Genomic DNA, 25,140 nt, shown 5'->3' with positions numbered 1-25,140 from the left:
CGGGGTATGGAACGCCGAGGAGGAACGAGATGACGGTGCACGCGCTTGAGGCAGCACGCCGGTTGGCGCCGCGGTTCGCCGCGCGGGCGGCCGAGCACGACCGGGACGGTTCCTTCCCCGTGGACGACTTCGCCGACCTGCGTGAGGCCGGCCTGTTCGGGCTGATGGTGCCCCGGGCGCTCGGCGGTCTGGGTGCCACCTTCGCCGAGTACGCAGCGGTGGCCACCGAGCTTGCCCGGGGCAACGGTGCGACCGCCCTCGTGTTCAACATGCACGCGTCGGTGACCGGCGCGCTGGGCGCGGTCACCGAGGAGCTGGCCGAGGCGCTGGGCGTACCCGACGAGGCGCTGGCCGCCCGCGACCGGCTGCTCAGCGCGGCGGCGCAGGGCTCCTGGTACGCGGTCGCGATGAGCGAGCGGGGCGCGGGTGCCCGGCTGTCCCAGCTCACCACGGCGTACGAGCCGACCGACGGGGGTTGGCACCTCAAGGGCAGCAAGACCTTCTGCTCCGGGGCCGGGCACGCGGACGGCTACCTGGTGGCGGCGCGCAGCGCGGCCGACCAGTCGGTGGTCTCGCAGTTCCTGGTGCCGGCCGGCGACGGGCTGACCGTGGAGCCGACCTGGGACTCGCTCGGCATGCGCGCCACCTCCTCCCACGACCTGCACCTGGACGTCACAGTCCCCGCCGACCGGCTGCTCGGCGGCGTGGAGGGGCTCGCGCTGGTGGTCGCCCAGCTGATGCCGCACTGGTTGGTGGCCAGTTACGCGGCCGTCTACGTGGGGGTCGCCCGCGCGGCGATCGACGCGGCGGCCGAACACCTGAACGCCCGCAACCTCGCCGGTCTGCCGGCGGTGCGGGCCCGGCTGGGTCGGGCGGACGCGGCGACGGCCGCCGCGCAACTGGTGGTGGCCGAGGCGGCCCGCCGGGTGGACGAGGCGCCCGGTGACGAGGAGACCAACCGTTGGGTGTGGCGGGCGAAGTTGCTGGCCGGCACCACGGCCGCCGAGGTGGCGGCGTCGGTGCTGGAGGCGGCGGGCACCTCGGCCACCCGCCGTGGTCATCCCCTCGAACGGCTCTACCGAGACGCCCGCTGCGGCTCGCTGCACCCGGCCACGTCGGATGTCTGCGCCGACTGGCTCGGCATCGCCGCGCTGGGCGGCGACCCGGATCGTGACGGATCGGCACCACGTTGGTGAGCCCGCGCCACCGGGCTCGTACGAAGGAACGACCAGCCGAGGTGGCTGGTGGGACGGCCAGGGGGAGGACGGCATCTGACGAGAGGTGGGGATCGTGTCCGTACCAGTGATCGCGGGGCTCGGGACAGCGCAGCCGCCGTCCGCTTCGCAGGACGAGTTGTGGGAGGGCTTCTTCTCCCGGCACTTCTCCGGCACCACCCGGTCGTTGGCCCAGCGAATCTTCGCCAACTCGGGGGTGACCCGGCGGCAGGCCGCGGTCAATCCGCTGCTGGAGGACGTCTCGGACTGGCCGACCGAGCGCCGGATGCGCCGCTACCAGGTGGAGGCGCTGCCGTTGGGCAAGGAGGCGGTGGGTCGGGCGTTGACCGCCGCCGGGCTGAGCGCCGGCGACATCGGGATGTTCATCGTCTGCTCCTGCACCGGCTACGCCACCCCGGGGCTGGACATCCTGCTCGCCCGGGACCTGGGCATGGCCGCCGACACCCAGCGGATGTTCATCGGCCACATGGGCTGTTACGCGGCGTTGCCGGGGCTCGGCGCGGCGAGTGACTTCGTCACCTCCCGGGGGCGTCCGGCGTTGTTGCTCTGCGCGGAGCTGACGAGCCTGCACATCCAGCCGTCCAGCGCCCGGGTGGACACCCAGCAGATCGTCTCCCACGCGCTGTTCTCGGACGCCGCGGTCGCCGCCGTGGTCGTCCCCGGCGGCTCGGGGTACGCGGTGCGCGAGGTCACCGCTGTCACCGACACCTCGACCGCCGACCACATGACCTGGGACGTCACCGACGCCGGCTTTCGGATGGGGCTCTCGCCGAAGGTGCCGCAGGTGCTGTCGAGGCACGTCCGGGGGCTGGTCGACGATCTGCTGGCCCGGCACGGCGTCACCAGCTCCGAGGTGGACGGTTGGGCCGTGCACCCGGGCGGGCCGCGGATCCTCAACGTCGTGGAACGGGAGTTGGCGTTGCCGCCGCAAGGGCTGGCGGCGTCCCGGGCGACGCTCGACGAGCACGGCAACTGCTCGTCGCCGACCGTCCTGCTGATCCTGGACCGGTTGGGCCGGGCCACCCCGGCGGCGCGGCGCATCGTCATGTTGGCCTTCGGCCCCGGCCTCACCCTGTATGCCGCCCTGCTCGTTCGACAGGGCTGAACCTCGTCGGGCCGCCCGGTACGCTCGGTGGGTGGATGCGACGGCGGACGACCGGGTGCGTTCGGTGGTGCTGTTCGGTGCCGCGGCGGCCGCACTGGTCGTGGGCGGCTGGTGGTGGCACTCGGCCGCGCCTTCGTCGACGGCCGGGACGGCTGCTTCTGCCACGGCGACGCCGAGCGCCGAGCGGAGCGTCAGCACCCCACTGGAGCGTCTCATCGCGGCTGAGGAGCCCGAAGAGCGGATCACGGCACGGATGGATCCGGACACCGGCGCGGTCATCCGGGTGGAGAGCGGCCCGTGGGCGGTGGTCGACCCGGAGACGGGTTCGATCAGCGACATCGAGGGCGATCCCGAGGTGCTCTTCCCCTCGGGTGACCTGCCCCCGTTCAACGAGACCGTCTGGCGGGAGCAGCGGGAGCTCGCTCCCGGCCAGGAAGTGACCCGGCAGGCCAACGACAGCGGCGCCCGCTACCTGCTCCAGTACCGGTGCACCCGGCCCGGCACGTTGGCGCTCACGAGCGACGAAGCCAAGATCAACGGTCAGCTACGGATCGACTGCGACGGCACGATCGCCAACGCCGAGGTGCTGCCCTTTGGTGGGCCGTTCCGGTTGTCGCTGTCGGCCGTCGACCGGCCCATCGACATCCAGGCGCAACTCGTCGCGCTGCCCCGGTAGGCGCGACCGGCTCAGGCGGCGAGGGCGTTCAGGTCGTTCCGGTAGGAGTCGCTGCTGCCCACCTCGGGCAGCACCCGGGTCACGATGCCGGCCCGGTCGACAAGCAGGGCGGTCGCGACGCCGGAGCGGGCCGGCTGGCCCAGGAACGACCGCAGCCCGCCGGCGGGGTCGGCCAGGGCGCGAGCCTGTCGCTCGATGGTGGGCCCGGCTGGCACCGTCCGCCCGCCGGTGACGGTGACCACGGAGACGCCGGCGGGCGCGGCTGCCAGGGCGTCGCTGACCCGGTCCGGGCAGGGGCAGCCGTCCAACAAGATGATCATGGCGGGTAGCAGGCCGCGCAGTGGCACGGGGGCGTCATCCGCACCGACCAGGTCCAGTGCGGGCAGCGCCCGACCGACGAGAGCCGCGGGTGGCGAGTAGGGGGCCGGGGTCGGCCGGTCGACGCCACGGTTGGCGCGTGGCCAGGTGACCGCCAGCAGGCCGGCCAGCGTGGTGAGGATCGCCACCAGCAGCACCGCCAGCGGCAGGCCCAGGACCCGGTAACCGCTGGGGAGGCCGGCGGCCCGGCGCAGCTCACGGCGGATCTGATCGGCCTCGGCGGCCAGCGCGGAGGCGTCGTCGGGAACCACCACGCGGCCCCATTCGGGCGGTAGGCCGGGCAGGCCGTCGGCTGGCCCGTGACCCTCTGCGTCCGGCTTGCCCATCGGACCCCCTGGAAGCGTCTCGAGAGCTGAGTGCGGCTCGGTCTCCAGGGTCGCGCACCAGGGGCACCTCGCGCTACATCTGGGCGCGGTCCTGCCGGCCGGGCTACCATGGGAGGAGCGCATAGCCCTTGATCTCGACGTTCTGTTCACCCGTACCGGGCAGTCATTTCCGCGTTACGGAGCGTGTTCGAACCATCGGTTTGACCGCCTGTCAAGCTGAAGCAAGACCTCTCACAGGGCCCCTGAGCTGCGCCAACGGTCAGGACATCGGTGAGACATCGGTGCCTGAGCGTGTTACCCTAGACACAGCGAAAGGGGTTTCGAACCTATGGTTTTCAGTGTCGGCGAGACCGTTGTTTACCCCCACCACGGGGCCGCACTCATCGAGGCAATCGAGACTCGGGTCATCAAGGGCGAGCCTAAGCAATACCTCGTCCTGAGGGTCGCGCAGGGTGACCTGACGGTCCGGGTGCCGGCCGAGAACGCCGAGATCGTGGGCGTCCGCGAGGTGGTCGGCGAAGAGGGCCTCGGGAAGGTCTTCGACGTTCTGCGGGCTCCGCACACCGAGGAGCCGACCAACTGGTCGCGGCGTTACAAGGCCAATCTGGAAAAGCTGGCTTCCGGCAACCCGCTGAAGGTCGCCGAGGTCGTGCGTGACCTGTGGCGTCGGGAGCGGGAGCGGGGCCTCTCTGCGGGCGAGAAGCGGATGCTCGCCAAGGCCCGCGACATCCTCGTCGGCGAGGTCGCGCTGGCGGAGAAGAGCACCAAGGACGAGGCGGAGACGCTGCTCGACAAGGTCCTCACCGAGGCCTAGTCCGCACAGCATCGTCGTACCCACTTCGTAGTGAAGAAACCACCGAGGACCGCGACGTGACCGCGCAGCTCAACCCGCGCGGTGACGTCGCGGTCCTCGTGCCTGCGGCGGGTGCCGGCGTACGGCTCGGCCCCGGCCGACCCAAGGCGCTGCGCCTGCTCGCCGGTGAACCGCTGCTGGTGCACGCCGTGCGTCGACTGGCCGCCGCGCCGTCGGTGCACACCATCGTGGTGGCCGCGCCGGCCGCCGAGGTGCAGGCCGTCCGCGAGCTGTTGGCCCCGGTCGCCCCGGTGACGGTGGTGCCCGGCGGTGCCGAACGGCAGGCGTCGGTGGCCGCCGCGCTGGCCGCTGTGCCCCCCGGCCCGACGATCGTCCTGGTGCACGATGCCGCCCGGGCACTCACCCCACCTGAGCTGGTCGAATCCGTCGCGGCGGCGGTCCGTGGCGGGCGCGACGCGGTGATCCCGGTCCTGCCGGTCGTCGACACGATCAAGGAAGTCGGTGCCGACGAGGTGGTGCTCGGCACCGTCGACCGTTCCGCACTGCGCGCGGTGCAGACCCCGCAGGGCTTCCGTCGGGTCGTGCTCAGCGCCGCTCACGCCGCCGCCGGTGACCCCCTCACCGACGACGCCGGGCTGGTCGAGAAGCAGGGCGTCGTGGTGAGCTGCGTGCCCGGCTCGGAGTACGCGCTGAAAATCACCCGACCGTTCGACCTGGCTCTGGCCGAGCACCTGCTTGCCGCGGCCGGTTGACGCGTACCCTCTGATCATGATCGTTCCCCGGGTGGCCATCGGCACCGACGTGCACGCGTTCGAGCCGGGCCGGCCGTGCTGGGTGGCCGGGCTGTTCTGGCCCGATCAGGACGGCCTCGCCGGGCACTCCGACGCCGACGTGGCGGCGCACGCCGCCTGCAACGCCCTGCTCTCCGCCGCCGGTCTCGGCGATCTCGGTTCCGCCTTCGGGGTGGGCCAGCCGGAGTGGGCCGGCGCGTCCGGGGTGGCTCTGCTGACCGAGACGGCCCGTCGGGTGCGCGCCGCCGGTCTGGAGATCGGCAACGTGTCCGTGCAGGTCATCGGCAACCGTCCCAAGATCGGCCGGCGCCGCGCGGAGGCGCAGGAGGTCCTCTCCGCCGCGGTCGGCGCCCCGGTCACCGTCTCGGCGGCGACCACCGACGGGCTCGGCTTCGCCGGCCGTGAGGAAGGGTTGGCCGGGGTCGCGGTGGCCCTGGTGTACGACGCGCCGGCCGCCTAAGCTCGCCGCGATGTCCAGCGACCCTGCCCCCGACCAGTCCGCCGCCGACGGCTACGTCCAGCGGGCCCAACTCCTCGCCGAACTCGGCCGCTACGACGAGGCGGCCGGGGAACTGGCCTACGGGTTGGCCCTCCAGCCGGGTGACGTCGAGGCGCTCACCATGCTGGCCCGGGTGCACCTGGCCGCCGGCCGCCCGTCCGAGGCGCTCACCGCCGCCGACACGGCCGTGGCAGCCGCACCGGAGGCGCTGCCCCCGCTGGTCGCCAGGGGCATGGCCCTGGCCGATCTGGAGCGCTACAGCGAGTCGGCGGGCACCGCTGACCGGATCCTCGCCCTCGGCCCGGCCGACGCGTACGCCCAGCGGAGCGCGGCGGCGATCCTGGCCGGCGCCCGCAACGGCCAGCCAGCGCTGAACGCGGCCTGGCGCGGTGTCGAGTTGGCTCCGCAGGAGCCGCAGGCCCACCTGGTGCTCAGCCTGGTCGCCGCCCGCCTGGACCTGTTCGACCTGGCCGAGCGGGCCTACCGGGAGGCGCTGCGGCTCGACCCGCGGATCGGCGAGGCCGGTCACGACGTGGGTGTGCTGCGGCTGGAGCAGCGTCGCTGGTCGGAGGCGTTGGAGCACGTCGCCGAGGCGGTGACGGTCAGCCCGAGGCGGATCGACTCGCCCCGAACCCTCGCGTACGGGCTGCACCGCCTGGTCCTCTACGGCGCGGGCTGGTCGTTGGTGGCGGCGGTGCTGGTCGCGTTCGCGGCGTCGGCGAGCGACGGCTTCTCCCGCGTGCTGGCGGTGCTCGCCGCGCTCACCGGCGGGATCATCGTGTGGCAGCTCGCGGCCCGGCTGCCGGGGCTGACCCGGACCGTCCTGCCCGCCCTGCTGCACTCGGACCGGGCGATGGCCCTGGCCGTCTACGCCGTGGCCGCCGCGCCGCTGCTGCTGCTGGTGTACGCCGTGGTCGGCTCCCCGTGGCCCCTGGTGCTCGCCATCGCCACCACAGCGGTAGCCGAGTTCGCGGTATTCACCCGAACCGCCATCCGCTAGACGGAACGCGCCCACGTCCAGGCGTACCCCTCGTCCTCGCAGGAGCTGGCGGCGTCGCAGAGGTCCAGCGGGCGGAAGGTGTCGACCATGACGGCCAGCTCGTCGAAGTAGTCCGCGCCGATGGAGCGCTCGGCGGCACCCGGCTGGGGGCCGTGGGTGAAGCCGGACGGGTGCAGGGAGATCGAACCCTGCTCGATGCCGGAGCCGCGCCGTGCCTCGTAGTTGCCCCCGGTGTAGAAGAGCATCTCGTCGGAGTCGACGTTGTGGTGGTTGTACGGCACCGGGATCGACTGCGGGTGATAGTCGACCTTGCGGGGCACGAACGAGCAGATGACGAAGTTGGGCCCCTGGAAGGTCTGGTGCACCGGCGGGGGCTGGTGGATGCGGCCGGTGATCGGCTCGAAGTCGTGGATCGAGAACGCCCACGGGTAGAGGTGCCCGTCCCAGCCGACCACGTCGAACGGGTGGTTGGCGTAGACGTAACGGGTCCAGCCGCGCCGGTGCCGGACCAGCACCTCGACCTCCTCGCCGTCGACGAGCAGCGGGGCGTCGGGGCCGCGGACGTCCCGCTCGCAGTACGGCGAGTGCTCCAGGAACTGGCCGCGTACGGAGAGGTAGCGCTTGGGCGGGCCGATGTGCCCGGACGCCTCGACGGCCAGCAGCCGGACGGGTTGGTCGCCGGTGGGCACCAGCCGGTGGATGGTCGAGGTGGGGATGACGACGTAGTCGCCGGCGACCGCGTCCAGCACGCCGAACGGGGACTCGACCCGCAGGGTGCCCGACTCGACGTAGAGGCAGTGGTCGCCGGTGGCGTCGCGGAACAGCGGTGAGGGTCGGTCGGCGAGGACGTAACCGATCCGTACGTCGTCGTTGGCCAGCAGGTACTGCCGGCCGAGGATGGGGTCGGAACCGCCGGTGTCCAGTTTGTGGGTGCGCAGGTGGCGGGGCTTGAGCGGCAGGTTCGGCGCCCGGGTGAAGGCGGCCGGGGTGAACTCGTCGGCGGCCAGGATCGCGGTGGGCGCGTGCCGGTGGTAGAGCAGGGACGAGTCGGAGGAGAAGCCCTCCTGGCCCATCAGCTCCTCGGCGTAGAGGCTGCCGTCGGGCTGCCGGAACTGGGTGTGGCGCTTGCGCGGCACCTCGCCGACGCTGCGGTAATACGGCATCTTCGCCTCCCGATAGTTCCCGTTCACCGGCCGAAGGCGTCCGATAATCGGACGCTGTTGTCCGTTCCTCGTAGCGTCCCGTACATTCTTGTTCCGTGTCAACGCAGGTGCCAGCACTCGTGACCGGCCTGGTGGACGACGCCGCCGTCTTTCCACCGGGCAGCGCCGCGCTGCCCGACGCCCTGGTCGCCCACCGGCAACACCGCGCCGCCTGGTACGCCGACCTGGTCGGCCCACTGCTGATCCGCGCCTCGGACGTGGCCGCCGGTGAGCTGACCGGTCTCGTCGACCCGGGCGAGGGCCTGGTGGTGGGCGTGATCGGCGACACCGGGATCGGGAACCTGCCGTTCGCGCTGTCGTTTCTCGCCCCCGACGGCGTCACCGCGCGGCAGGTCGAGGTGGCGGTCGCCAAGCGCGGCGAGGACCCGCTGCCCGGCATCGCCGAGTTGCTGCGGCTGACCGACGCGCTGCCGGGCGTGGAAACCGTCTACGCCGAGCTGCCGCTGACCTTCGGGCTGATGGGCGCGCTGGACGCGCTCGTCGCCGCGCGGGCCGGCGGGGTGCCGATCGCGGCCAAGTTCCGCACCGGCGGCCTGGCCGCCGAACTCTTCCCCACCCCGACCGAGCTGGCCACCGTGATCTGTGCCTGCCGGGACCGGGGCCTGCCGTTCAAGCTCACCGCCGGGCTGCACCAGGCGATCCGACACCTCGACCCGGAGACCGGGTTCACCCACCACGGCTACGCCAACGTGCTGGCCGCGACCCTGGCCGCCGCCGACGGTGACGGTGTGCGCCCGGTCGCCGAGCTGCTCACCGTGGCCGACCCGCGCCCCCTGGTGGAGCGTACGACGACACGGCTGGACGGGCCTCGCCCCCTCTGGGTGGGCTTCGGCTCGTGCAGCATCTTGGAACCACTGACCGATCTGATCCGGCTTGGGCTGGTGAACGGGGGCTACGACGCATGACCTGGGTGACCGGTGCCGACGGTTCGCCGTACGGGGTGACGAACCTGCCGTACGGGGTGTTCCGACGCGACGGAGGTCCTTCGCGGATCGGCGTACGGATCGGGTCCTGGGTCTTCGACCTCGCGGCGGCGGAGGCCGCCGAGCTGGTGCTGGCCGCCGGCACGCTGTGCCGGCCCGTGCTCAACGACTTCATGGCCCTGGGGCGTCCGCAGTGGACGGCGGTGCGGCAGCGGATCGCCGAGCTGCTGACCGACCCGGCGCACCGGGACGCCGTGGAGCCGCTGTTGGTGCCCCTCGATGAGGTGGAGCTGCTGCTCCCCATCGAGGTGGCCGACTACGTCGACTTCTACTCCTCGGCTCACCACGCGTCGAATGTCGGGCAGATCTTCCGCCCCGGCCAGCCGCCGCTGCTGCCCAACTGGAAGCACCTGCCGATCGGCTACCACGGGCGGGCCGGCACGGTGGTCGTCTCCGGCACGCCGGTGACCCGGCCGACCGGGCAGCGGGCCTCCGCCGAGGGCCCGGTCACCGGCCCATCGGTACGCCTCGACATCGAGGCCGAGGTGGGATTCGTGGTGGGCGTACCGAGCGCGTTGGGCGATCGGGTCTCCGTCGACGACTTCGCCGAGCACGTCTTCGGGGCGGTGCTGGTCAACGACTGGTCGGCCCGGGACATCCAGGCATGGGAGTATCAGCCGCTCGGCCCGTTCCTCGGCAAGTCGTTCGCCACCTCGGTCTCCGCCTGGGTGACGCCGCTCGACGCGCTCGGGAACGCGTTCGTGGCGGCCCCCGATCAGGATCCGCCGGTGGTCGACTACCTGCGCGCCGTACCGCACGTGGGACTGGACCTCCGGCTGGCGGTCGAGTGGAACGGCGACCAGGTCAGCGAGCCTCCGTTCGCCACCATGTACTGGACCCCCGCCCAGCAGTTGGCGCACCTCACCGTCAACGGGGCTTCGCTGCGCACCGGTGACCTGTACGCCTCCGGGACCGTCTCCGGCCCGCAACGGGCACAGGTCGGGTCCTTCCTGGAACTGACCTGGGGCGGGGCCGAGCCGGTCACCGTGGGCGGCGAGAGCCGTACCTTCCTCGACGACGGCGACACGGTGACCATCACCGCCACCGCGCCCGGCCCGGACGGCACCACCATCGCCCTCGGCGAGGTGTCCGGCACGATTCGTCCGGCTCGTTGAAGCCGGCACCGCGGTACGGCCCAGCAGCGGCTCGCCTCTGCTGAGTCGGATTACTGCGACCCCTCCCGAGCGCTCTGACCATCTGGTTTTCGGGTCGTCTCGTTCACGGGACTCTTGATCGCACAGCGGGTGCGATCAAGAGCCCTCGTTGCGCCGTTGGTCACGCGGATCAAGTGGTCCCACCCGGGCCGGGCCCAATGCCCGTCCGCAGCGGTGGGGCAATCCCGACGCACACGGAGGTAACGACGATGCACGATCTTGCGGGCGCGGTCTGGCGTACCAGTAGCCGCTCGAACGACCAGGGGCTCTGCGTGGAAGTGGCGGACAACCTGGTCGACGTCCATGGTCTGGTCGGGGTCCGCGACTCCAAGGACCAGTCCGGTCCCACACTCGCGGTCAGCCCGCCGGGGTGGACAGCGTTCATCGGCGCGATTCGGGCCGGTCGCTTCGAACGCTGACCGGCGCTTCGGCACCGGTCCACGACGACCGGTGCCGAAGCGACCGCCCAATCGGACAACGTGGCCCCCGAGTGGTGGGAATTCCGTCCCGGGGGCCCCGTGCGGCCCTCACTCCGCGTACCGTCGGGGACACGGGAGGGTGGCATGTCGACGGTGGCGATTACCGGGATCATCGAGGCGCACGCTGTCGACGTCTGGCGTCTGCTGACCGACCTGCCCGGCCGCGCGGCCCGGTTGACCGCAGCCGGCCCGATCGAGGTGCTCACCCCGGGTTCGTTCGGGCCGGGCACCTCCTGGCGCGAGGAGCGGGTCCAGCCGGGCGGCGGCACGCTGACCGAGGAGTTCCTGGTGGTCGAGGCGCTCGCGCCGCAGCGACTGGTGCTCTGCTCCTCCGGCACCGGCGCCGACTACCGCATCACCTGGAGCCTGCGGCCGGTGCGCCGCCGCCGTCGGGGTTGCACCGCGGTCACGGTGACCCAGGAGGCGGTGCCGACCGCTCCGTACGGTCGGGTGGTGGCGCTGCTGCTCGGCGGGCTGGCCGCGCGGGCGGTCGAGGCGGCGCTCCGGCGTGATCTCGCCGACCTCGCCGTCGCGGCCGGTGCCACCGGCGCCGTCGAAGCCGCCTGAGCGCCCGGCGGTCGGCCTCGCCGTGACCTGTTCGGGGTTCGGCCCTCGCCGCTGGGTAGGGTGCCGGGCGGAGGTGCGGCATGAGGTTCCCGAGAGGCCGGCGACGGCTCGCGATCGCGGTCGCGGCGCTGCTGGCGACGGCAGCCGTCGCGGTCATCGTTCACCGGGTCCTCGCACCGGCGGAGGTGAGCACTGTGGCGAGGGCCGACTATCCGGCCCCGGCCCGACCGGCCGCCGGAGTGATCGGTCGGTTGCCGGTCGCCCCGTTGATCGTCGACGGGCGACTGCGGGTGTACGCCGCACACCGCCAGGTCTACGCCGACCGACCGGTCGACGGCCGCTACCGGACCAGCCCGTACTGGTCGTACCGGCGGTGGCCGGCGGAGCTGACCGGGGTGCTCGCCAGCGGTCGTACCGTGGTCAGCCGTTGGTCCGACGGTCGGGTGGTAGCGCTCGACGCGTCCACCGGTCGCGTGCTGTGGCGGGCTGACGGCCCGGCGCCGGCCAAGGGCGACGCGGCGGTGCGACGGACCGGGGCAGCCACCGTCTGGGATCCGCGTGGCCTCTACCGCGCCGGCCTGCCGGACGGCCGGATGCTGCTGGTGGTGACCGGCGACCGCGAGGCGCGTGGGATCGATCTGACCGACGGCCGGGAACTGTGGCGGGTCGAGTTGCCCGGCGCCTGTCGCAGTGACGTCGGGACGACACCGACCGGCCAGTTGATCGGCCTGGACACCTGCGCCGGGCCGGCCGCAGTCGAGTTCCGGGACGCGGCCACCGGCGCGGTGCGGTCGCGCTGGCGGCCGGCGGACGCCCCGGACGGGTTGGTGGTGACCGCGCTCGGTTGTCGTACCGGCCGCTCGGACTGCGCCGGCCTGCGGACCGCCGGGCCGGGCGACGCGGGTGGTCGGGGCTGGCTGGTGGGTGTGGGCGAGCCCGCCCCCGCCACCGCGCTGGACCCGGCCGGCGCGACTCTGGTCGATGAGCAGGCGGTGACGGTGCTCGACGGGACGGCGGTGGGCCGTTCCGCACGCACCGGCGCTGAGCGGTGGCGCGTCGGTGGCCTCGGACCGGCGACGCGGCTGCTCGCCGTTCAGCCCGGCCGGCTGCACCTGCTCACCGAGGAGAACGACCTGGTGACGCTGAACCCGGCGACCGGTGCGCAACTGTCCCGCTTCCGGCTGAACGTCGGCTCGGACGGCACCGGCTGGACGCCCGGGGCGGTGGCCGCCGAAGATGGATACGTGGCGATGGAACGGCTCCGGCGGCCCGTCGACCCGGACGCCGATGACCAGCGGTACTTCCTGTCGTCCGAACCGGTGATCCTCGTGGCGAGCTGAGCCGGGGAACCGGCAATCACGGTTCTGGTTCACGTTCGGCGATAAGGTCCCCTCAACATCACTGTGGGTGATTCGGGGGTAACCGACATGCTGTACCGACGACTTCTCGCGATCCCGGTCGCCGGCCGGCTGGGCCTGGTCGCGCTCATTGTCGTCGCGGCTGCGCTCCTCGCGCCGGGTGCCCCGAACGCCGCCGGTCAGCCGTCCGGCGGGGTGGCGGTGGCACCGAGCGCCGGCACCGGGGTGACGTTCGAGGTGCGTCCGGCGCCGACCACGGCCCCGCCCACCCAGCCGCCCACGCCGACGGCGCGACCCACCGAGACCGACCGACCGCAGCCGCCGACCCGCTCACCGCAGCACGGCGGCGAGCTGCCGGTCACCGGAGTGGGATCATCGGTTCTCATCCTGGTCCTGCTGGGGGCGGCGCTGGTGGTCGGCGGGGTCCTGCTGCGGCGGCGTCGATCGGCCCGTTAGGCTAAAACGGACAAAAAGCACGATACATCCTTCAGACTGCTAGACGGCGGACAGCAGACTGAAGGGCTGAGCCTCAATGCGGTTTCTCCGACGAACGGCGGCCACTGCCGCCGCCCTGCTCGTGCTGCTCGGTGGTCTGGTGGTCCTGCCCGCGCAACCCGCCTCGGCGGCGCTGGTCCGCACGTTCACCCCGCGTTTTCAGGAAAGCGAGCGCGGGGACGTCATCTTCGCCGGCAACACCCTGGTGACCTGCTCGACGCCGTCCGGTCCGTGTGCCACCGGGCAGGCCGGCACCAGCGCCAACAACAACGACTTCACCGCCCGCTACGTGGACGTGGACAGCGTCGCCGCGACGACCAACTCGAGCAGCGCCACGCTGACCGTGCCGACCGGAGCCACGGTGCTCTGGGCCGGACTCTGGTGGATGGGCAGCGCCGCGAGCGGTGACCCCGGACGCCCGAGCATCCGGCTCGCCCCTCCCGGTCAGTCCTACGGCACCCTCCAGGGGCAGGTCAGCACCGGCAAGGTGGCCACCAACGGTGGGGTCGCGTACTCGGCGTTCGCCGAGGTGACCTCGCTCGTCACCGGCGGCGGCAGCTACACGGTTGGCGGCCTCACCACCACGTTGGGCGCCAACGCGCGCGGCGGGTGGGCCCTGGTCGCCGCGATCCGCGACCCCGCCCAGCCGCTTCGCAACCTGGCGGTCTTCGACGGGTACGCCGAGATCAGCTCCGCCGCGGCCGACTCCCGGGTGACAACCACCATCTCCGGCTTCCGTACCCCCAGCTCGGGTGCGGTGACGGCGCGCATCGGGGCGGTCGCCTCGGAGGGAGACGCCGGGCTGACCGGGGACGGGATCTCGTTCAACGGTGTCGCGTTGACCGACGCCCTGAACCCCGCGACCAACTTCTTCAACAGCTCGATCACCCGGCTCGGCTCCCGGGTGACGGCGAAGAACCCGAACTACGTCAACCAGCTCGGTTTCGACATCGACTACCTGGCCGCGCCGGCCGGCTCGATCGGCAACGCGCAGACCTCGGCCACCGTCGCGTTCAGCACCGGCGGCGAGTCGTACGAGCCGATGGCGCTCTTCACCGCGATCGACATCCTGGAGCCGGACGTCATCGCCACCAAGACGGTCGGCCGGGTGGGCGGCGGGAGCCGCGTCGAACCCGGCGACCAACTCGAGTACACGGTTTCGGTCACCTCCAGCGGCAACGAGAACGCCACCACGGTGCAGCTCACCGACGCCATTCCGGCGGTCACCACGTACGTGCCAGGGTCTCTGAGCGTCAACGGCGTCAGCCGTACCGATGCGGCCGGTGACGACCAGGCTGGCTACGTCGCTGCCAGCAACCGGGTGGTGGCCAACCTGGGCACCGGCGCGACGGCCTCGGCGGGCGGCACGCTGGTCACGGGCGCGGTGAGCACCATCCGCTTCCGTGCGCGGGTGGCGAACTCGCCGGCACCGGGCGTCACGGTGGCCAACCAGGCGAGCATCAGCTATGGATCACCGACGTCGAGCACCATCTACACGGATCTCACCGACGATCCGTCGGCGGCCGGGGTGGGGGACCCCACCCGGACCGACATCAACGACAGCCCTCAGGCGCAGGCGGTCCAGGTCGATACGGCCGAGGACACCGTTCTCACCTTCGCCCTGCGTGACTACGTGGTGGAGCCGGACGGGGACGAGGTCACCTTCACCGTCACGCCGACGCCGACCGTGCAGGGAACGCTGACCTGCACGGCCTCCGGCGCGTGCACCTACGTCCCGGCACCGAACGTCAACGGACCGGTGGGCTTCAGCTACACCGTCTCCGACCCCTCCGGGCGGTCCGCCTCGGCGGCCGGCACCATCACCGTCAGCGCCGTCAACGATCCGCCGGTGGCGGTGGCCGACCGGGCGACGACGGCGGGCGCGACGCCGGTGGCGGTGGAGGTGCTCGCCAACGACACCGATGTGGACGGCGACCCGCTCTCCGTCGTGCCGGCGACCGGCGGCACGGGCAACGGCAGCTTCGTGTGCGGCACCGTGCGGTGCACGTACACGGCGGGAGCGGGCTTCGCCGGCGAGGACAGCTTCGAGTACACGGTCCGCGACCCGGGTGACGGCCGGGCCACGGGTCGGGTCACGGTGGTGGTCAGTCCGGCGGCGGGTTCCGGCCTCTCGATCAGTGCCCCGGAGACGGCGGCGCTGCCCACGGTACGGGTGGGCGTTCCGACAGCGAACGGGGAGCTTGGCGCCGTCGTGGTCACCGACGATCGCGGTGCGCAGTCCGGCAGTTGGACGGCCACGGTCTCGATCACCAGCTTCACGAGTGGCGGGGGTGGGGTGGTGCCGGGTGCTTCGGTGACGTACTCCTCAGGTCCCGCGGTGCAGACCATCGGCACCGGGACGTTCCTGCCGCAGCCGGGTGCGGCCCTGGGCGCCGCACAGATCGCCGCACGGTGGACCGGAGGCACCGGCCCGAACGAGGTGACGTGGAATCCGAGCCTCACCGTGACGCTGGATCCGTCGCTCGTGGTGGGCGCGTACCAGGCGACGATCGTGCATTCGGTCGCGTAAGAGGTACCTGAAGCGCAAACTTACACAATACGGACAGACAGTCATAAAGTAGACGGGTGGCTGATGTGGCCGCCGCCAACTGGCGTTACCCGAACTGGAAGTGAGGAAGTCTGTGCGCTCTCTTCGTATGGCGGCCTGCGCCGCCGTAGCCGCTGGGGCGGGCCTCGCGCTGGCCACCCCCGCGGTCGCCGCGCCGACCGACAGCACCGTCGTCACGTTCAACGTGGTCGGTGCCGGCCTCGACATCACCGCTCCCGAGACGGCCAGCCTCGGCAGTGGCCTGCCCGGCGCCGTCCTCAGCGGCTCCATCGGCACCGTGCGGGTGACCGACCAGCGCGGTGCTCCCGACGCGTCATGGACCGCCACCGTCACCTCGACCCACTTCGAGACCGGTGGCGGCAGCCCCAGCGAGCGGATCCTCGCCAGCCAGATCGACTACTGGTCCGGCCCCGGCGCGGAGGAGCAGGGCAACGGCACGTTCACCCCCGGCCAGCTGACCTCGGCCAACGCCCAGCCGTTGGACACCGTCAACCCGCTCGTCGCCTTCACCCACACCGGCGGCACCGGCACCAACAGCGTGGCCTGGTCGCCGACGCTCAACGTCAACGTTCCCGCGTCGGCGATCGTCGGCACCTACACCGGGACGGTGACACATTCGGTGGCCTGACCGGTTCGGGCCTCGTCTGGCGGTGGCGGCACTGACCGCGCTGCTCGCCGCCACCCCGGCTGCCCCGGCATCCGCCGGGGCGGCCGCGCCCGATCCGGAGCGGGACAGGATCGGCATCCAACTGCTGGAAGCACCTGTTGATCGGCGGGCGGACCCGCGCGCCCACACGTACATCATCGACCACCTCGCCCCCGGCAGCACGATCAGCCGCCAGATCAAGGTGGTGAACCGCTCCGACAGCCGGTACCGCCTGGAGCTGTACCCGGCCTCCGCGACCGTCGACGGGGGACAGTTCCGGTTCGGCGAGGGCCGCAGCGCCAACGAGCTGTCCTCCTGGACATCGCTGGACCGCTCCACCGTCACCCTCGGTGCCGGCGACGAGTCAGAGTTGACCGCGACGATCAGCGTGCCGAAGAAGGCGACGGCCGGCGAGCGGTACGCGGTGATCTGGGCCGCCGTCACCTCCGAGCCCAAGGACGGCGGCAACGTCACCCAGGTGCACCGGGTGGGCATCCGGGTCTACCTCGACGTCGGGGCGGGCGGAGAGCCGCCGTCCAGCTTCGCCATCGGCGCGTTCACCGCCGGACGGACCGCCGAGGGGCAGGCCACCCTGGCCGTCGCGGTCCGCAACACCGGCGGCCGGGCGCTGGACCTGACCGGCATGCTCGCGCTGGCCGAGGGTCCGGCGGGCGTACGGGCCGGCCCGTTCGACGTTGTCGACGGGACCACCCTGGGCCCGGCGCAGTCCGGGTCGGTCACCGTCGCGCTGCCCCCGAACCTGCCCAACGGCCCGTGGCGGGCGGACCTGACGCTGACCAGCGGGCTGGTCAAGGAGACCGCGAGCGCCACCATCACCTTCCCGGACCCGGGCGAGCCGGCCAGCACCTTCGGGCTCGACGACCTGTCGATGATCGTCGGCGTTTCACTCGTCGTCGGTCTGGTGCTCCTGGCCGGCCTGCTGCTCGTGGTGCGCCGCCGGCGGCAGACGCCGCTGCGGGCACCCCGGCTGAGCTGAGCCGGGCGGAAGCCGGACGGCCCACCTGCCGTCCCACCCGGTCCGCCCCACCGGGCGGACCGGGCCGGGCGGTCAGGCCAGCGCGGCCTCGGCCGCAGCCAGGAACGCGTCGTTCTCGGCCGGGGTGCCGATGGTGACCCGGACCCCGTCCCCGGCGAACGGCCGCACGATCACCCCGCGCGCCTCGCACGCCCTGCCGAACGCCACCGCCCGCTCGCCCAGCGGCAGCCAGACGAAGTTGGCCTGGCTCGTCGGCACCTCGGGCACGAACTTGCGCAGCGCCTCGGTGACCCGGTCCCGCTCGGCGACCACCAGGGCGCAGCGGCGCTCCATCTCCGCCACCTGGGTCAGCGCGGCGAGCGCGCCGGCCTGAGCCGCCGTGCTGCTGGAGAACGGGGTCGCCACCTTGCGGATGGCGGCGGCCACCACCGGCTGGGCGACCAGCCACCCCATGCGCAGCCCGGCCAGCCCCCACGCCTTCGACAGCGTGCGCAGCACCGCCACGTTCGGCCGGTCCAGGTAGTCGAGACCGTCCGGCACCTCTTCGTCGGTGACGAACTCCCGGTACGCCTCGTCGATGACCACCAGCACGTCGTCCGGCACCGCGTCGAGGAACCGGTTCAGTTCGGCGCGCCGCACCGCCGTACCGGTGGGGTTGTTCGGGTTGCAGACGAAGATCACCCGGGTCCGGTCGGTCACCGCCGCGGCCATCGCCGCCAGGTCGTGCCCGTGCCCGGCGTCGTTGGGCACCCGCACGCTGGTCGCGCCGCTGGTCGCCACGATGATCGGGTACGCCTCGAAGGACCGCCACGAGTAGAGCACCTCGTCGCCGGGCAGGCAGGTGGCCCGCACCAGGTGCTCGGCCAGCGCCACCGAACCGCACCCGGTGGCGATCCGGTCGGCGTCCACTCCGTACCGCTGGGCCAGCGCGTCGCGCAGCGCGACCACGCCCATGTCCGGGTAGCGGTGCGAGGTGGTGACGGCCTCGGTGACCGCCTCCACCACGCCGGGCAGCGGGCCGTACGGCACCTCGTTGCTGGCCAGCTTGATGGCCTCCGGCAGGCCCAACTCGCGGGCCAGGTCGGCGGGGCTGCGCCCCGGCACGTAGCTGGGCAGCGCGTCCAGGTCGACGCGGGTCAGCCGCAGCGCCGGCTGGTGACGTCCGGAGTCGGTCATGGGGTGTCTCCCGGGGGCTGGTTACGGTCGTTCGAGGGGGCGGTATCAGTGTGGTGAGGCACTTCGACGACCACCGTCTGTGCGCGCTTGTCGTGCAACGCCTGGCGCAGGGGGTGGTCGAAGAGGGGGGAGAGCGCGTCGACCAGTTGCAGCACCAGGCCGAGCCCGGCGCAGTACCAGAGCAGGGTCGGCAGGCCCATCGTGCTCCAGCGGCTCAGCGCCCGGCGGACGCCCAGCGGCTGGTCGGCGGTCATCGGCACCGCCCGGATCCGCATCACCCGCTTGCCGACCGTCTGCCCGCCGGAGGCCATCGTCGGCACCTCGTACGCCAGCCAGAGCGCGGTGGCGATCAGCAGGATCGCCACCAGCAGCGAATTCGCCTGCTCACTGGGGAGCGGCAGGCCGTCGGCGGAGGTGTCGCCGCGCGACGCGCGCCGGAAGACCTCCTGCCAGTACGGTGCCCACTCCTGCGCCCAGCGCCAGACGAACCAGCCGTTGACGACGACGTTCAGTGCGAGGACGAGACCGAAGTCGATCAGTCGGGCGACCAACCTGCGGCCGTAGCCGGCCAACCTGAAGCCGTGCGGTCGCGGCTCCGGCGGACGTCCGGGCCAGCCGGGCTGACCGGCCGGCGGCGCCCAGCCGGGAGGGGCACCCTGCGGGCCCCAGCCCGACGGATCGCCCTGCGGGCCCCAGCCGGGAGGCCCGGCCTGTGGTCCCCAACCCGGGCCGTGCCCCGGTTGCGGGCCGTACCCAGGGGGTGGGCCCTGCGGGGGCGACCAGCCCGGCGCGCCGGTCGCCGACTCGGGGGTCGTCGCAGCCGCCGGCGCGGCCGGGGTGACCGGCGCGGGCGGCGGCTCGGCCGGCGGCGGACCGTCCGGCGGGGTCGCGTCGACGGGAATGGGCGCACCGAGCCAACCCTCGCCGTCCCAGTAACGCCGGGTCTCGGTGTCGGCGGGGTCGACGTACCAACCAGGCTGCACGCTCACGCCGTCGCTCCGCTTCGCTTCGCGACGGCGCGAGGCGCCACGCTACTGAACCCGCTGGTTCGCTCGCTGCGCTCGCTCACGCCGTCACCGCTCCGCTTCGCTCGCTCACTGGGACACCTTAACGACGGCTGTTCCCTCGAACTCGGCATGGCGGTACTGCGGGGCGTACCCCTGGCGGTTTGGTCCGGGCGGCGGCGCGAAGCCGCCGGCGGTGGGTCGGGGCCCACCGGCCGGCGGCGTCGGGTACGACGGAGGTTGCGTCACGCCCGCAAGTGTTACAGGTTGCCGCGGGCTTCCTGCTCCCGCTCGATCGCCTGGAAGAGCGCCTTGAAGTTGCCCTTGCCGAAGCCCAGCGAGCCGTGCCGCTCGATCAGCTCGAAGAAGACGGTGGGGCGGTCCTGCACCGGCTTGGTGAAGATCTGGAGCAGGTAGCCGTCCTCGTCCCGGTCGACCAGGATCTTGCGGGCCTTCAGCTCCTCGATCGGCACCCGTACCTTGCCGATGCGCTCGCGCAGCTCCGGGTCGTCGTAGTACGAGTCCGGGGTGTCCAGGAACTCCAGGCCGGCGGCGCGCATCGCGTCGACGCTGGCCAGGATGTCGTTGGTGGCGACGGCGATGTGCTGTGCGCCCGGGCCCTGGTAGAACTCCAGGTACTCGTCGATCTGGGACTTCTTGCGGGCGATCGCCGGCTCGTTGAGCGGGAACTTCACCTTGCGGGTGCCGTTCGCCACGACCTTGCTCATCAGCGCCGAGTAGTCGGTGGCGATGTCGTCGCCGACGAACTCCGCCATGTTGGAGAAGCCCATCACCCGCTTGTAGAACTCGACCCACTCGTCCATCCGGCCCAGTTCCACGTTGCCGACCACGTGGTCGACGGCCTGGAAGAAGCGCTTCGGTTGGATGCCGGCGTCGATCATCGGCTGCCGGTCCACGATCGGGCCCCGGGCCACGAAGCCGGGCAGGAACGGGCCGGTGTAGCGGGACCGGTCGACCAGCGTGTGCCGGGTGTCGCCGTACGCGGCGATGGCGGCCATCCGGACGGTGCCGTGCTCGTCGGTCACGTCGTGCGGCTCGACGACGCTGGCTGCGCCCTGTGCGATGGCGTGCGCGTACGCGGCGTCCACGTTCGGGACCTCCAGCGCGATGTCGCTGATCCCGTCGCTGTGCCGGGCCACGTGCTCGGCGCCCTCGGCGTCCGGGCGCACCACGCCGGTCAGCACGAACCGGGCCGAGCCGCTGGTCAGCACGTACTGGGCGTGGTCCCGGTAGCCCTGCTCGGGGCCGCGGTACGCCACGCAGGTCATGCCGAAGGCGGTGGAGTAGTAGTGGGCGGCCTGCTTGGCGTTGCCGACCAGGAAGTGCACGTGGTCGAGGCCCCGGACCGGGAACGGGTCGTGGCTGATGTCGTGGTCGACAGCGCCGACGAGCCGGTCGACGTCGACGTCCTCGGTCGACTTGGGTCGGTCGATCGCCTGGGTCATGGTGGGCTCCCTCGCGTACCGGCCGGCCTTGTGGGCCGCCGTGGTCGGTTCTTGAGGCGAGGATCGCTGGCCCGGCATCGAGTGGGCAACTGTTGGCGGAAACGCTGGTCAGGTTGTGCATTCGGTATGGTCGTCACTCATGAATGGTGAGCAGAATGTAAAGCTCGACGCGCTCGACGTGCGCTTGATCGAACTGCTCGCCGAGGAGCCGCGGATCGGGGTGCTGGAGTGCTCCCGGCGGCTCGGGGTGGCCCGGGGCACCGTGCAGGCGAGGCTGGACAAGCTCGTCGAGCGGCAGGTCATCAAGGGCTTCGGCCCCGAGATCGCGCCGGCGGCGATCGGGTTCGGGGTGACCAGCTTCGTCACCCTGGAGATCACTCAGCGGCACGGTCACGACCCGGTCACCGCTCACCTCGCCGCCATCCCCGAGGTCCTGGAGGCGCACACCATCACCGGCTCCAGCGACCTGCTCTGCCGGATCGTGGCCCGTTCCAACACCGACCTGCAACGGGTCATCGACCAGATCGTCTCGTCCGCCGGCATCACCCGCGCCTCGACGATCATCGCGCTGGCCGAGCAGATCCCCTATCGCACGCTTCCGCTGGTGCGCAGCGCTGTTCGGCTGGACGGAAGGGCGCTGTAACACCTCCGAGCGCAGAAAGCGCGGCGACACGGCGGCGTGGGCGTACGGAAGATCCGTGATCGTGGCTACGGTGTGCGGGTGGCGAAGGGGAGCGTGCGCGGTGGGCTGCTGCTCGGCCTCGCCGTGGTCGTCGCGCTCGCCGCGAGCGGTGTGTGGAATCCGTTCCCCGGCCTCTGGGACTGGGTGGACCGCAGCGAACCCATCTCCGAGCCCGACGTGGTCTGGCAGCAACGGGTCGGCGGCACCCCGCGCAGCGTGACCATCGCCGGCGACGCCGTCGTGGTCGAGCAGCGCACCCGGGTCGAGGCGCGCAGCCTGGCCACCGGCGCCCAGCTCTGGGAGCGCAAGGCGGACTGGGCGGCCGTCGCCGGCGGCGACCGGGATCCGGTCGTGGCCGTGGGCAAGCTCCTGGTCAAGGGGTACGAACTGCTCGATCCGACGACCGGGGTGACCCGGCGGCGTGACGACGACGCGGTGGCCGTCTGGACGTACCGCAACCTGCTCCTCGACGCCAGCTGCACGGATGCCACCGACTGCACCCTGAGCGCCTGGGACCCGCGTGGCACGACGCCGCTCTGGACGGCCTTCCTGCCCGGCGTGCACAGCGGCCTGCTCGCCGACAATCCGGGTCTGCGCGGCACCCGCCGGCTCACCGCCACCCGGATCGACGACGGCGTGGCCGGCGCGGAGGCCGCGCCTCCGCTGCTGGGCTTCCCGGTCGACGGTCGGGTCCACGTGGTCGACACCGCCACCGGCCGGGTGCTGCAGAACGTCGAGCCCGGCCGGGAGGAGCGGCTCTCCGTGGTGGGCGGCCGGCTGTTACGCATCTCCGCCCGCTCCCAGGACGGCACCTGCTACTTCGCCATCTCCGCCCGGGACTCGGCGACCGGGCAGGAGGCCTGGCAGCGGGCCGGCATCAACCTGCGCACCGCCGACTCCGCCGGCTGCGTGCAACGCGAGGACCCGCAGGGCGCGCGCAACGTGCTGATCGGCGTCGCCCCGGACGGCCGCGAGACCGTCATCGACGGGTACGACGGCCGGCTGCTCTGGGTGGGTGAGCCGGGCACCAAGTTGATCGCGGTGGACGATCGTTCGGCGGTGTTCCGGGCCGCCGACAAACGCTCGGTCATCGCCCGTGAGCTGGGCACCGACAAGGTGCTCTGGACGCGGCAGGCCAGCGGCAAGGCCGGGGCCGCGCTCACCCCGTACGCGGCGGTGGTGGCCGACGAGAAGCCGTCCCGGCTGGCGGCACTGGACCCGCGCACCGGCCGGGAGTTGGCCGTTCTGCGCACCTCGGCGAACGCCCTCGCCGTCGGATCACAGGGCATGATCATCGGCGAGGGGCGGGAGATCGGGTACGTCCGGTTCGGCGCGTCCGGAAACTCGCCCGCCCGACCCCCCGACGACGGTGGGAATCCCGGGCCGGGCGGCCCCGGCCCCGGCGGGCCGGACAACGGCGACTGCGGGCCGAAGCGGGAACTCTGCCCCGACCCGGGTGGCGGCAAGGACGGCTGAGCGGGCCGTTCGTCTCATGATCCGGATGGCGGTCGGGCCCGGCGCGCCCGGTGGATGAGAGCGACGTCCCAGGACCCGCCCGGCGGGTGGGAGTGATCGACCGGTCTGCCCTAGGCTTGCCGCTCATGAGCAGTGCCGCCGCATTCTCGTACGCCCCTCTGCTGCCGACCGGTCCCGACCAGACGGACTATCGCCTGGTCACCGACGAGGGCGTGGACGTCGTACACGGCCCGGGAGGCCGTCGGTTCCTCACTGTGGAACCGGCAGCGCTCACCGCGCTGACCGCCGAGGCGATGCACGACATCGCGCACTTCCTGCGCCCCGCGCACCTGGCGCAGCTCCGGGCGATCATCGACGACCCGGCCGCCTCGCCGAACGACAGGTTCGTCGCGCTGGACCTGCTGCGCAACGCCAACATCGCCGCCGGCGGTGTCCTGCCCATGTGTCAGGACACCGGCACCGCCATCGTGATGGGCAAACGCGGTCGGCACGTGCTGACCGACGGTGCCGACGCGGAGGCCATCTCCCGGGGCGTCTACCAGGCGTACACCAGGCTCAATCTGCGCTACTCCCAGCTCGCCCCGCTGACCATGTGGGACGAGCGGAACACCGGCAGCAACCTGCCCGCCCAGGTGGACCTGTACGCCGAGGACCCGGACGGGCACCCCGACGCGTACAAGTTCCTGTTCATGGCCAAGGGCGGTGGCTCGGCCAACAAGTCGTACCTCTACCAGGAGACGAAGGCGCTGCTCAATCCGACGCGGATGATGCAGTTCCTGGAGGAGAAGCTGCGGCTGATCGGCACCGCGGCCTGCCCGCCGTACCACCTGGCCATCGTCATCGGCGGCACCTCCGCCGAGTACGCGCTGAAGACCGCGAAGTACGCCAGCGCCAAGTATCTCGACGCGCTGCCGACCGCCGGCTCGATGAGCGCGCACGGCTTCCGCGACCTGGAGCTGGAGGCGGAGGTGCTGGAGCTGACCCGCAACTTCGGCATCGGCGCGCAGTTCGGTGGGCGGTACTTCTGCCACGACGTACGGGTGGTCCGGTTGCCCCGGCACGGTGCGTCCTGCCCGGTGGCGATCGCCGTCTCCTGCTCGGCTGACCGCCAGGCCGTCGCCAAGATCACCCCGTCGGGCGTGTGGCTGGAGCGGCTCGAAACCGACCCGGCGCGGTTCCTGCCCGACGTCACCGACGATGCGCTCGACGCCGAGCTGGTCGTCCGGGTCGACCTGAACCGGCCGATGGACGAGATCCGCGCGGAGCTGTCGAAGTACCCGGTGAAGACGCGCCTCTCGCTCTCCGGGCCGCTCGTGGTCGCCCGGGACATCGCCCACGCGAAGATCGCCGAGCGGTTGGATGCCGGGGAGCCGATGCCGCAGTACCTGCGTGACCACGCGGTCTACTACGCCGGCCCGGCGAAGACCCCCGAGGGGTACGCGTCCGGATCGTTCGGCCCGACCACCGCCGGCCGGATGGACGCCTACGTGGAGAAGTTCCAGGCCGCCGGCGGCTCCCAGGTGATGCTGGCCAAGGGCAACCGGTCAGGTCAGGTGACCCGCTCCTGCCAGCAGCACGGCGGCTTCTACCTCGGCTCGATCGGCGGCCCCGCAGCCCGCCTCGCCCAGGACTGCATCAAGCACGTCGAGGTCCTCGAATACGCCGAGCTGGGCATGGAGGCGGTCTGGAAGATCGAGGTGGAGGACTTCCCCGCCTTCATCGTGGTCGACGACAAGGGCAACGACTTCTTCGCCGAGGTCACCAAGCCGGTGCTCACCGTCGGCCGCCGCTGACCCGACAGTCACGCGAACGGGCGCCGGGCGAATTCGCCCGGCGCCCGCTCGGTCATCCGTGCTCTGCCGACATCGGTACGCCCGCCCCCTGGGGAGGGACGGGCGCACCGCCCCCGTCGGATGCCGTCACCGACAACCCACAGTGAGTGTGCTCAGCGCCGCTGTTGATCCGCTATCGGATCGCTATCGCCTGACCGAGGCGAGCTGTCACCCTCGGACTACGCTGCTGGAAGTTGCACAGTTAAGCG

At 72.3% G+C, this 25,140-nt stretch carries 24 protein-coding genes; 19 read left to right on the top strand and 5 right to left on the bottom strand.

Annotated features, from left to right (window positions below; genetic code table 11):
* Positions 1–29 precede the first annotated feature (29 nt).
* The 3 genes from ACZ6NZ_RS15935 to ACZ6NZ_RS15925 all read left to right on the top strand — a co-directional run bounded on the left by ACZ6NZ_RS15935 (position 30) and on the right by ACZ6NZ_RS15925 (position 3,016).
* The gene (locus tag ACZ6NZ_RS15935) at positions 30–1,196 is read left to right on the top strand and encodes an acyl-CoA dehydrogenase family protein (RefSeq protein ID WP_357206309.1); all 1,167 of its coding nucleotides are present in this window, start codon (positions 30–32) and stop codon (positions 1,194–1,196) included.
* Between the two features lie 94 nt (positions 1,197–1,290).
* Complete coding sequence (locus tag ACZ6NZ_RS15930) at positions 1,291–2,340, top strand: type III polyketide synthase (protein ID WP_465858755.1); 1,050 nt, start codon at positions 1,291–1,293, stop codon at positions 2,338–2,340.
* A gap of 31 nt (positions 2,341–2,371) precedes the next feature.
* Positions 2,372–3,016, top strand: coding sequence for a hypothetical protein (locus tag ACZ6NZ_RS15925; protein WP_465858754.1), 645 nt, complete (start codon positions 2,372–2,374; stop codon positions 3,014–3,016).
* Between the two features lie 11 nt (positions 3,017–3,027).
* Here ACZ6NZ_RS15925 and ACZ6NZ_RS15920 read toward each other — a convergent pair whose 3' ends face one another.
* Positions 3,028–3,720 carry a hypothetical protein gene (locus tag ACZ6NZ_RS15920; protein ID WP_465858753.1) on the bottom strand — a complete coding sequence of 231 codons (693 nt, stop codon included), beginning with the start codon at positions 3,718–3,720 and terminating at the stop codon, positions 3,028–3,030.
* A 328-nt stretch (positions 3,721–4,048) separates the two neighbouring features.
* On the opposite strand from ACZ6NZ_RS15920, the gene ACZ6NZ_RS15915 reads away from it, so the two are divergent.
* Genes ACZ6NZ_RS15915 through ACZ6NZ_RS15900 form a run of 4 tightly spaced genes read left to right on the top strand, consistent with a single transcriptional unit; the run spans position 4,049 to position 6,824 of the window.
* The gene (locus tag ACZ6NZ_RS15915) at positions 4,049–4,534 is read left to right on the top strand and encodes a CarD family transcriptional regulator (protein WP_007073334.1); all 486 of its coding nucleotides are present in this window, start codon (positions 4,049–4,051) and stop codon (positions 4,532–4,534) included.
* Positions 4,535–4,590: 56 nt separating this feature from the next.
* Entirely contained in the window at positions 4,591–5,286 is a 696-nt protein-coding gene (gene ispD / locus ACZ6NZ_RS15910) for a 2-C-methyl-D-erythritol 4-phosphate cytidylyltransferase (RefSeq protein ID WP_465858752.1), read from the top strand.
* 13 nt (positions 5,287–5,299) lie between these two features.
* Positions 5,300–5,785, top strand: coding sequence for a 2-C-methyl-D-erythritol 2,4-cyclodiphosphate synthase (gene ispF, locus ACZ6NZ_RS15905; protein WP_465858883.1), 486 nt, complete (start codon positions 5,300–5,302; stop codon positions 5,783–5,785).
* A 10-nt stretch (positions 5,786–5,795) separates the two neighbouring features.
* Complete coding sequence (locus ACZ6NZ_RS15900; protein ID WP_465858751.1) at positions 5,796–6,824, top strand: tetratricopeptide repeat protein; 1,029 nt, start codon at positions 5,796–5,798, stop codon at positions 6,822–6,824.
* Here the strand turns inward: ACZ6NZ_RS15900 and ACZ6NZ_RS15895 are convergent.
* Positions 6,821–7,987 (bottom strand): cupin domain-containing protein, encoded by a 1,167-nt coding sequence (locus tag ACZ6NZ_RS15895; protein ID WP_465858750.1) that lies wholly within the window; start codon positions 7,985–7,987, stop codon positions 6,821–6,823. The genes ACZ6NZ_RS15900 and ACZ6NZ_RS15895 overlap by 4 nt on opposite strands.
* 95 nt (positions 7,988–8,082) lie before the next feature.
* On the opposite strand from ACZ6NZ_RS15895, the gene ACZ6NZ_RS15890 reads away from it, so the two are divergent.
* From ACZ6NZ_RS15890 to ACZ6NZ_RS15850, 9 genes are all read left to right on the top strand, one after another.
* A complete protein-coding gene (locus ACZ6NZ_RS15890) occupies positions 8,083–8,952 on the top strand; it encodes a hypothetical protein (protein WP_465858749.1) in 870 nt (289 codons plus the stop codon).
* A complete protein-coding gene (fahA, locus tag ACZ6NZ_RS15885; protein WP_465858748.1) occupies positions 8,949–10,145 on the top strand; it encodes a fumarylacetoacetase in 1,197 nt (398 codons plus the stop codon). The genes ACZ6NZ_RS15890 and fahA overlap by 4 nt, the downstream gene beginning before the upstream one ends.
* Before the next feature lie 248 nt (positions 10,146–10,393).
* Positions 10,394–10,603: a DUF397 domain-containing protein gene (locus tag ACZ6NZ_RS15880; RefSeq protein ID WP_354940223.1), complete on the top strand. Its 210-nt coding sequence runs from the start codon at positions 10,394–10,396 to the stop codon at positions 10,601–10,603.
* A 144-nt stretch (positions 10,604–10,747) separates the two neighbouring features.
* Positions 10,748–11,230 carry an SRPBCC family protein gene (locus ACZ6NZ_RS15875; RefSeq protein WP_465858747.1) on the top strand — a complete coding sequence of 161 codons (483 nt, stop codon included), beginning with the start codon at positions 10,748–10,750 and terminating at the stop codon, positions 11,228–11,230.
* Positions 11,231–11,310: 80 nt separating this feature from the next.
* Entirely contained in the window at positions 11,311–12,570 is a 1,260-nt protein-coding gene (locus ACZ6NZ_RS15870; protein ID WP_465858746.1) for an outer membrane protein assembly factor BamB family protein, read from the top strand.
* Between the two features lie 87 nt (positions 12,571–12,657).
* Positions 12,658–13,044 (top strand): LPXTG cell wall anchor domain-containing protein, encoded by a 387-nt coding sequence (locus ACZ6NZ_RS15865; RefSeq protein ID WP_465858745.1) that lies wholly within the window; start codon positions 12,658–12,660, stop codon positions 13,042–13,044.
* 76 nt (positions 13,045–13,120) lie between these two features.
* Positions 13,121–15,613, top strand: a complete 2,493-nt coding sequence (locus tag ACZ6NZ_RS15860; protein ID WP_465858744.1) for an Ig-like domain-containing protein — start codon at positions 13,121–13,123, stop codon at positions 15,611–15,613.
* Positions 15,614–15,725: 112 nt separating this feature from the next.
* Positions 15,726–16,280 (top strand): hypothetical protein, encoded by a 555-nt coding sequence (locus tag ACZ6NZ_RS15855; protein WP_366610918.1) that lies wholly within the window; start codon positions 15,726–15,728, stop codon positions 16,278–16,280.
* A gap of 22 nt (positions 16,281–16,302) precedes the next feature.
* The gene (locus ACZ6NZ_RS15850) at positions 16,303–17,295 is read left to right on the top strand and encodes a hypothetical protein (protein WP_465858743.1); all 993 of its coding nucleotides are present in this window, start codon (positions 16,303–16,305) and stop codon (positions 17,293–17,295) included.
* Between the two features lie 72 nt (positions 17,296–17,367).
* Here the strand turns inward: ACZ6NZ_RS15850 and hisC are convergent, their stop codons facing one another.
* The 3 genes from hisC to hppD all read right to left on the bottom strand — a co-directional run bounded on the left by hisC (position 17,368) and on the right by hppD (position 20,941).
* Complete coding sequence (gene hisC / locus ACZ6NZ_RS15845) at positions 17,368–18,471, bottom strand: histidinol-phosphate transaminase (RefSeq protein ID WP_465858742.1); 1,104 nt, start codon at positions 18,469–18,471, stop codon at positions 17,368–17,370.
* Positions 18,468–19,460: an RDD family protein gene (locus ACZ6NZ_RS15840; RefSeq protein WP_465858741.1), complete on the bottom strand. Its 993-nt coding sequence runs from the start codon at positions 19,458–19,460 to the stop codon at positions 18,468–18,470. The genes hisC and ACZ6NZ_RS15840 overlap by 4 nt, the downstream gene beginning before the upstream one ends.
* A gap of 275 nt (positions 19,461–19,735) precedes the next feature.
* Positions 19,736–20,941 carry a 4-hydroxyphenylpyruvate dioxygenase gene (gene hppD / locus ACZ6NZ_RS15835; protein WP_465858740.1) on the bottom strand — a complete coding sequence of 402 codons (1,206 nt, stop codon included), beginning with the start codon at positions 20,939–20,941 and terminating at the stop codon, positions 19,736–19,738.
* Positions 20,942–21,080: 139 nt separating this feature from the next.
* On the opposite strand from hppD, the gene ACZ6NZ_RS15830 reads away from it, so the two are divergent.
* The 3 genes from ACZ6NZ_RS15830 to ACZ6NZ_RS15820 all read left to right on the top strand — a co-directional run bounded on the left by ACZ6NZ_RS15830 (position 21,081) and on the right by ACZ6NZ_RS15820 (position 24,892).
* Entirely contained in the window at positions 21,081–21,584 is a 504-nt protein-coding gene (locus ACZ6NZ_RS15830) for an Lrp/AsnC family transcriptional regulator (protein WP_366610909.1), read from the top strand.
* A 72-nt stretch (positions 21,585–21,656) separates the two neighbouring features.
* Complete coding sequence (locus ACZ6NZ_RS15825; RefSeq protein WP_465858882.1) at positions 21,657–23,099, top strand: outer membrane protein assembly factor BamB family protein; 1,443 nt, start codon at positions 21,657–21,659, stop codon at positions 23,097–23,099.
* A gap of 125 nt (positions 23,100–23,224) precedes the next feature.
* The gene (locus tag ACZ6NZ_RS15820) at positions 23,225–24,892 is read left to right on the top strand and encodes a fumarate hydratase (RefSeq protein ID WP_465858739.1); all 1,668 of its coding nucleotides are present in this window, start codon (positions 23,225–23,227) and stop codon (positions 24,890–24,892) included.
* The last annotated feature ends 248 nt before the right edge of the window (positions 24,893–25,140 follow it).

This window comes from Micromonospora sp. NPDC047756 (assembly GCF_055587245.1).
Note: the sequence above shows the minus strand (reverse complement) of the source record. Positions and strands in the feature narration are given on the sequence as shown.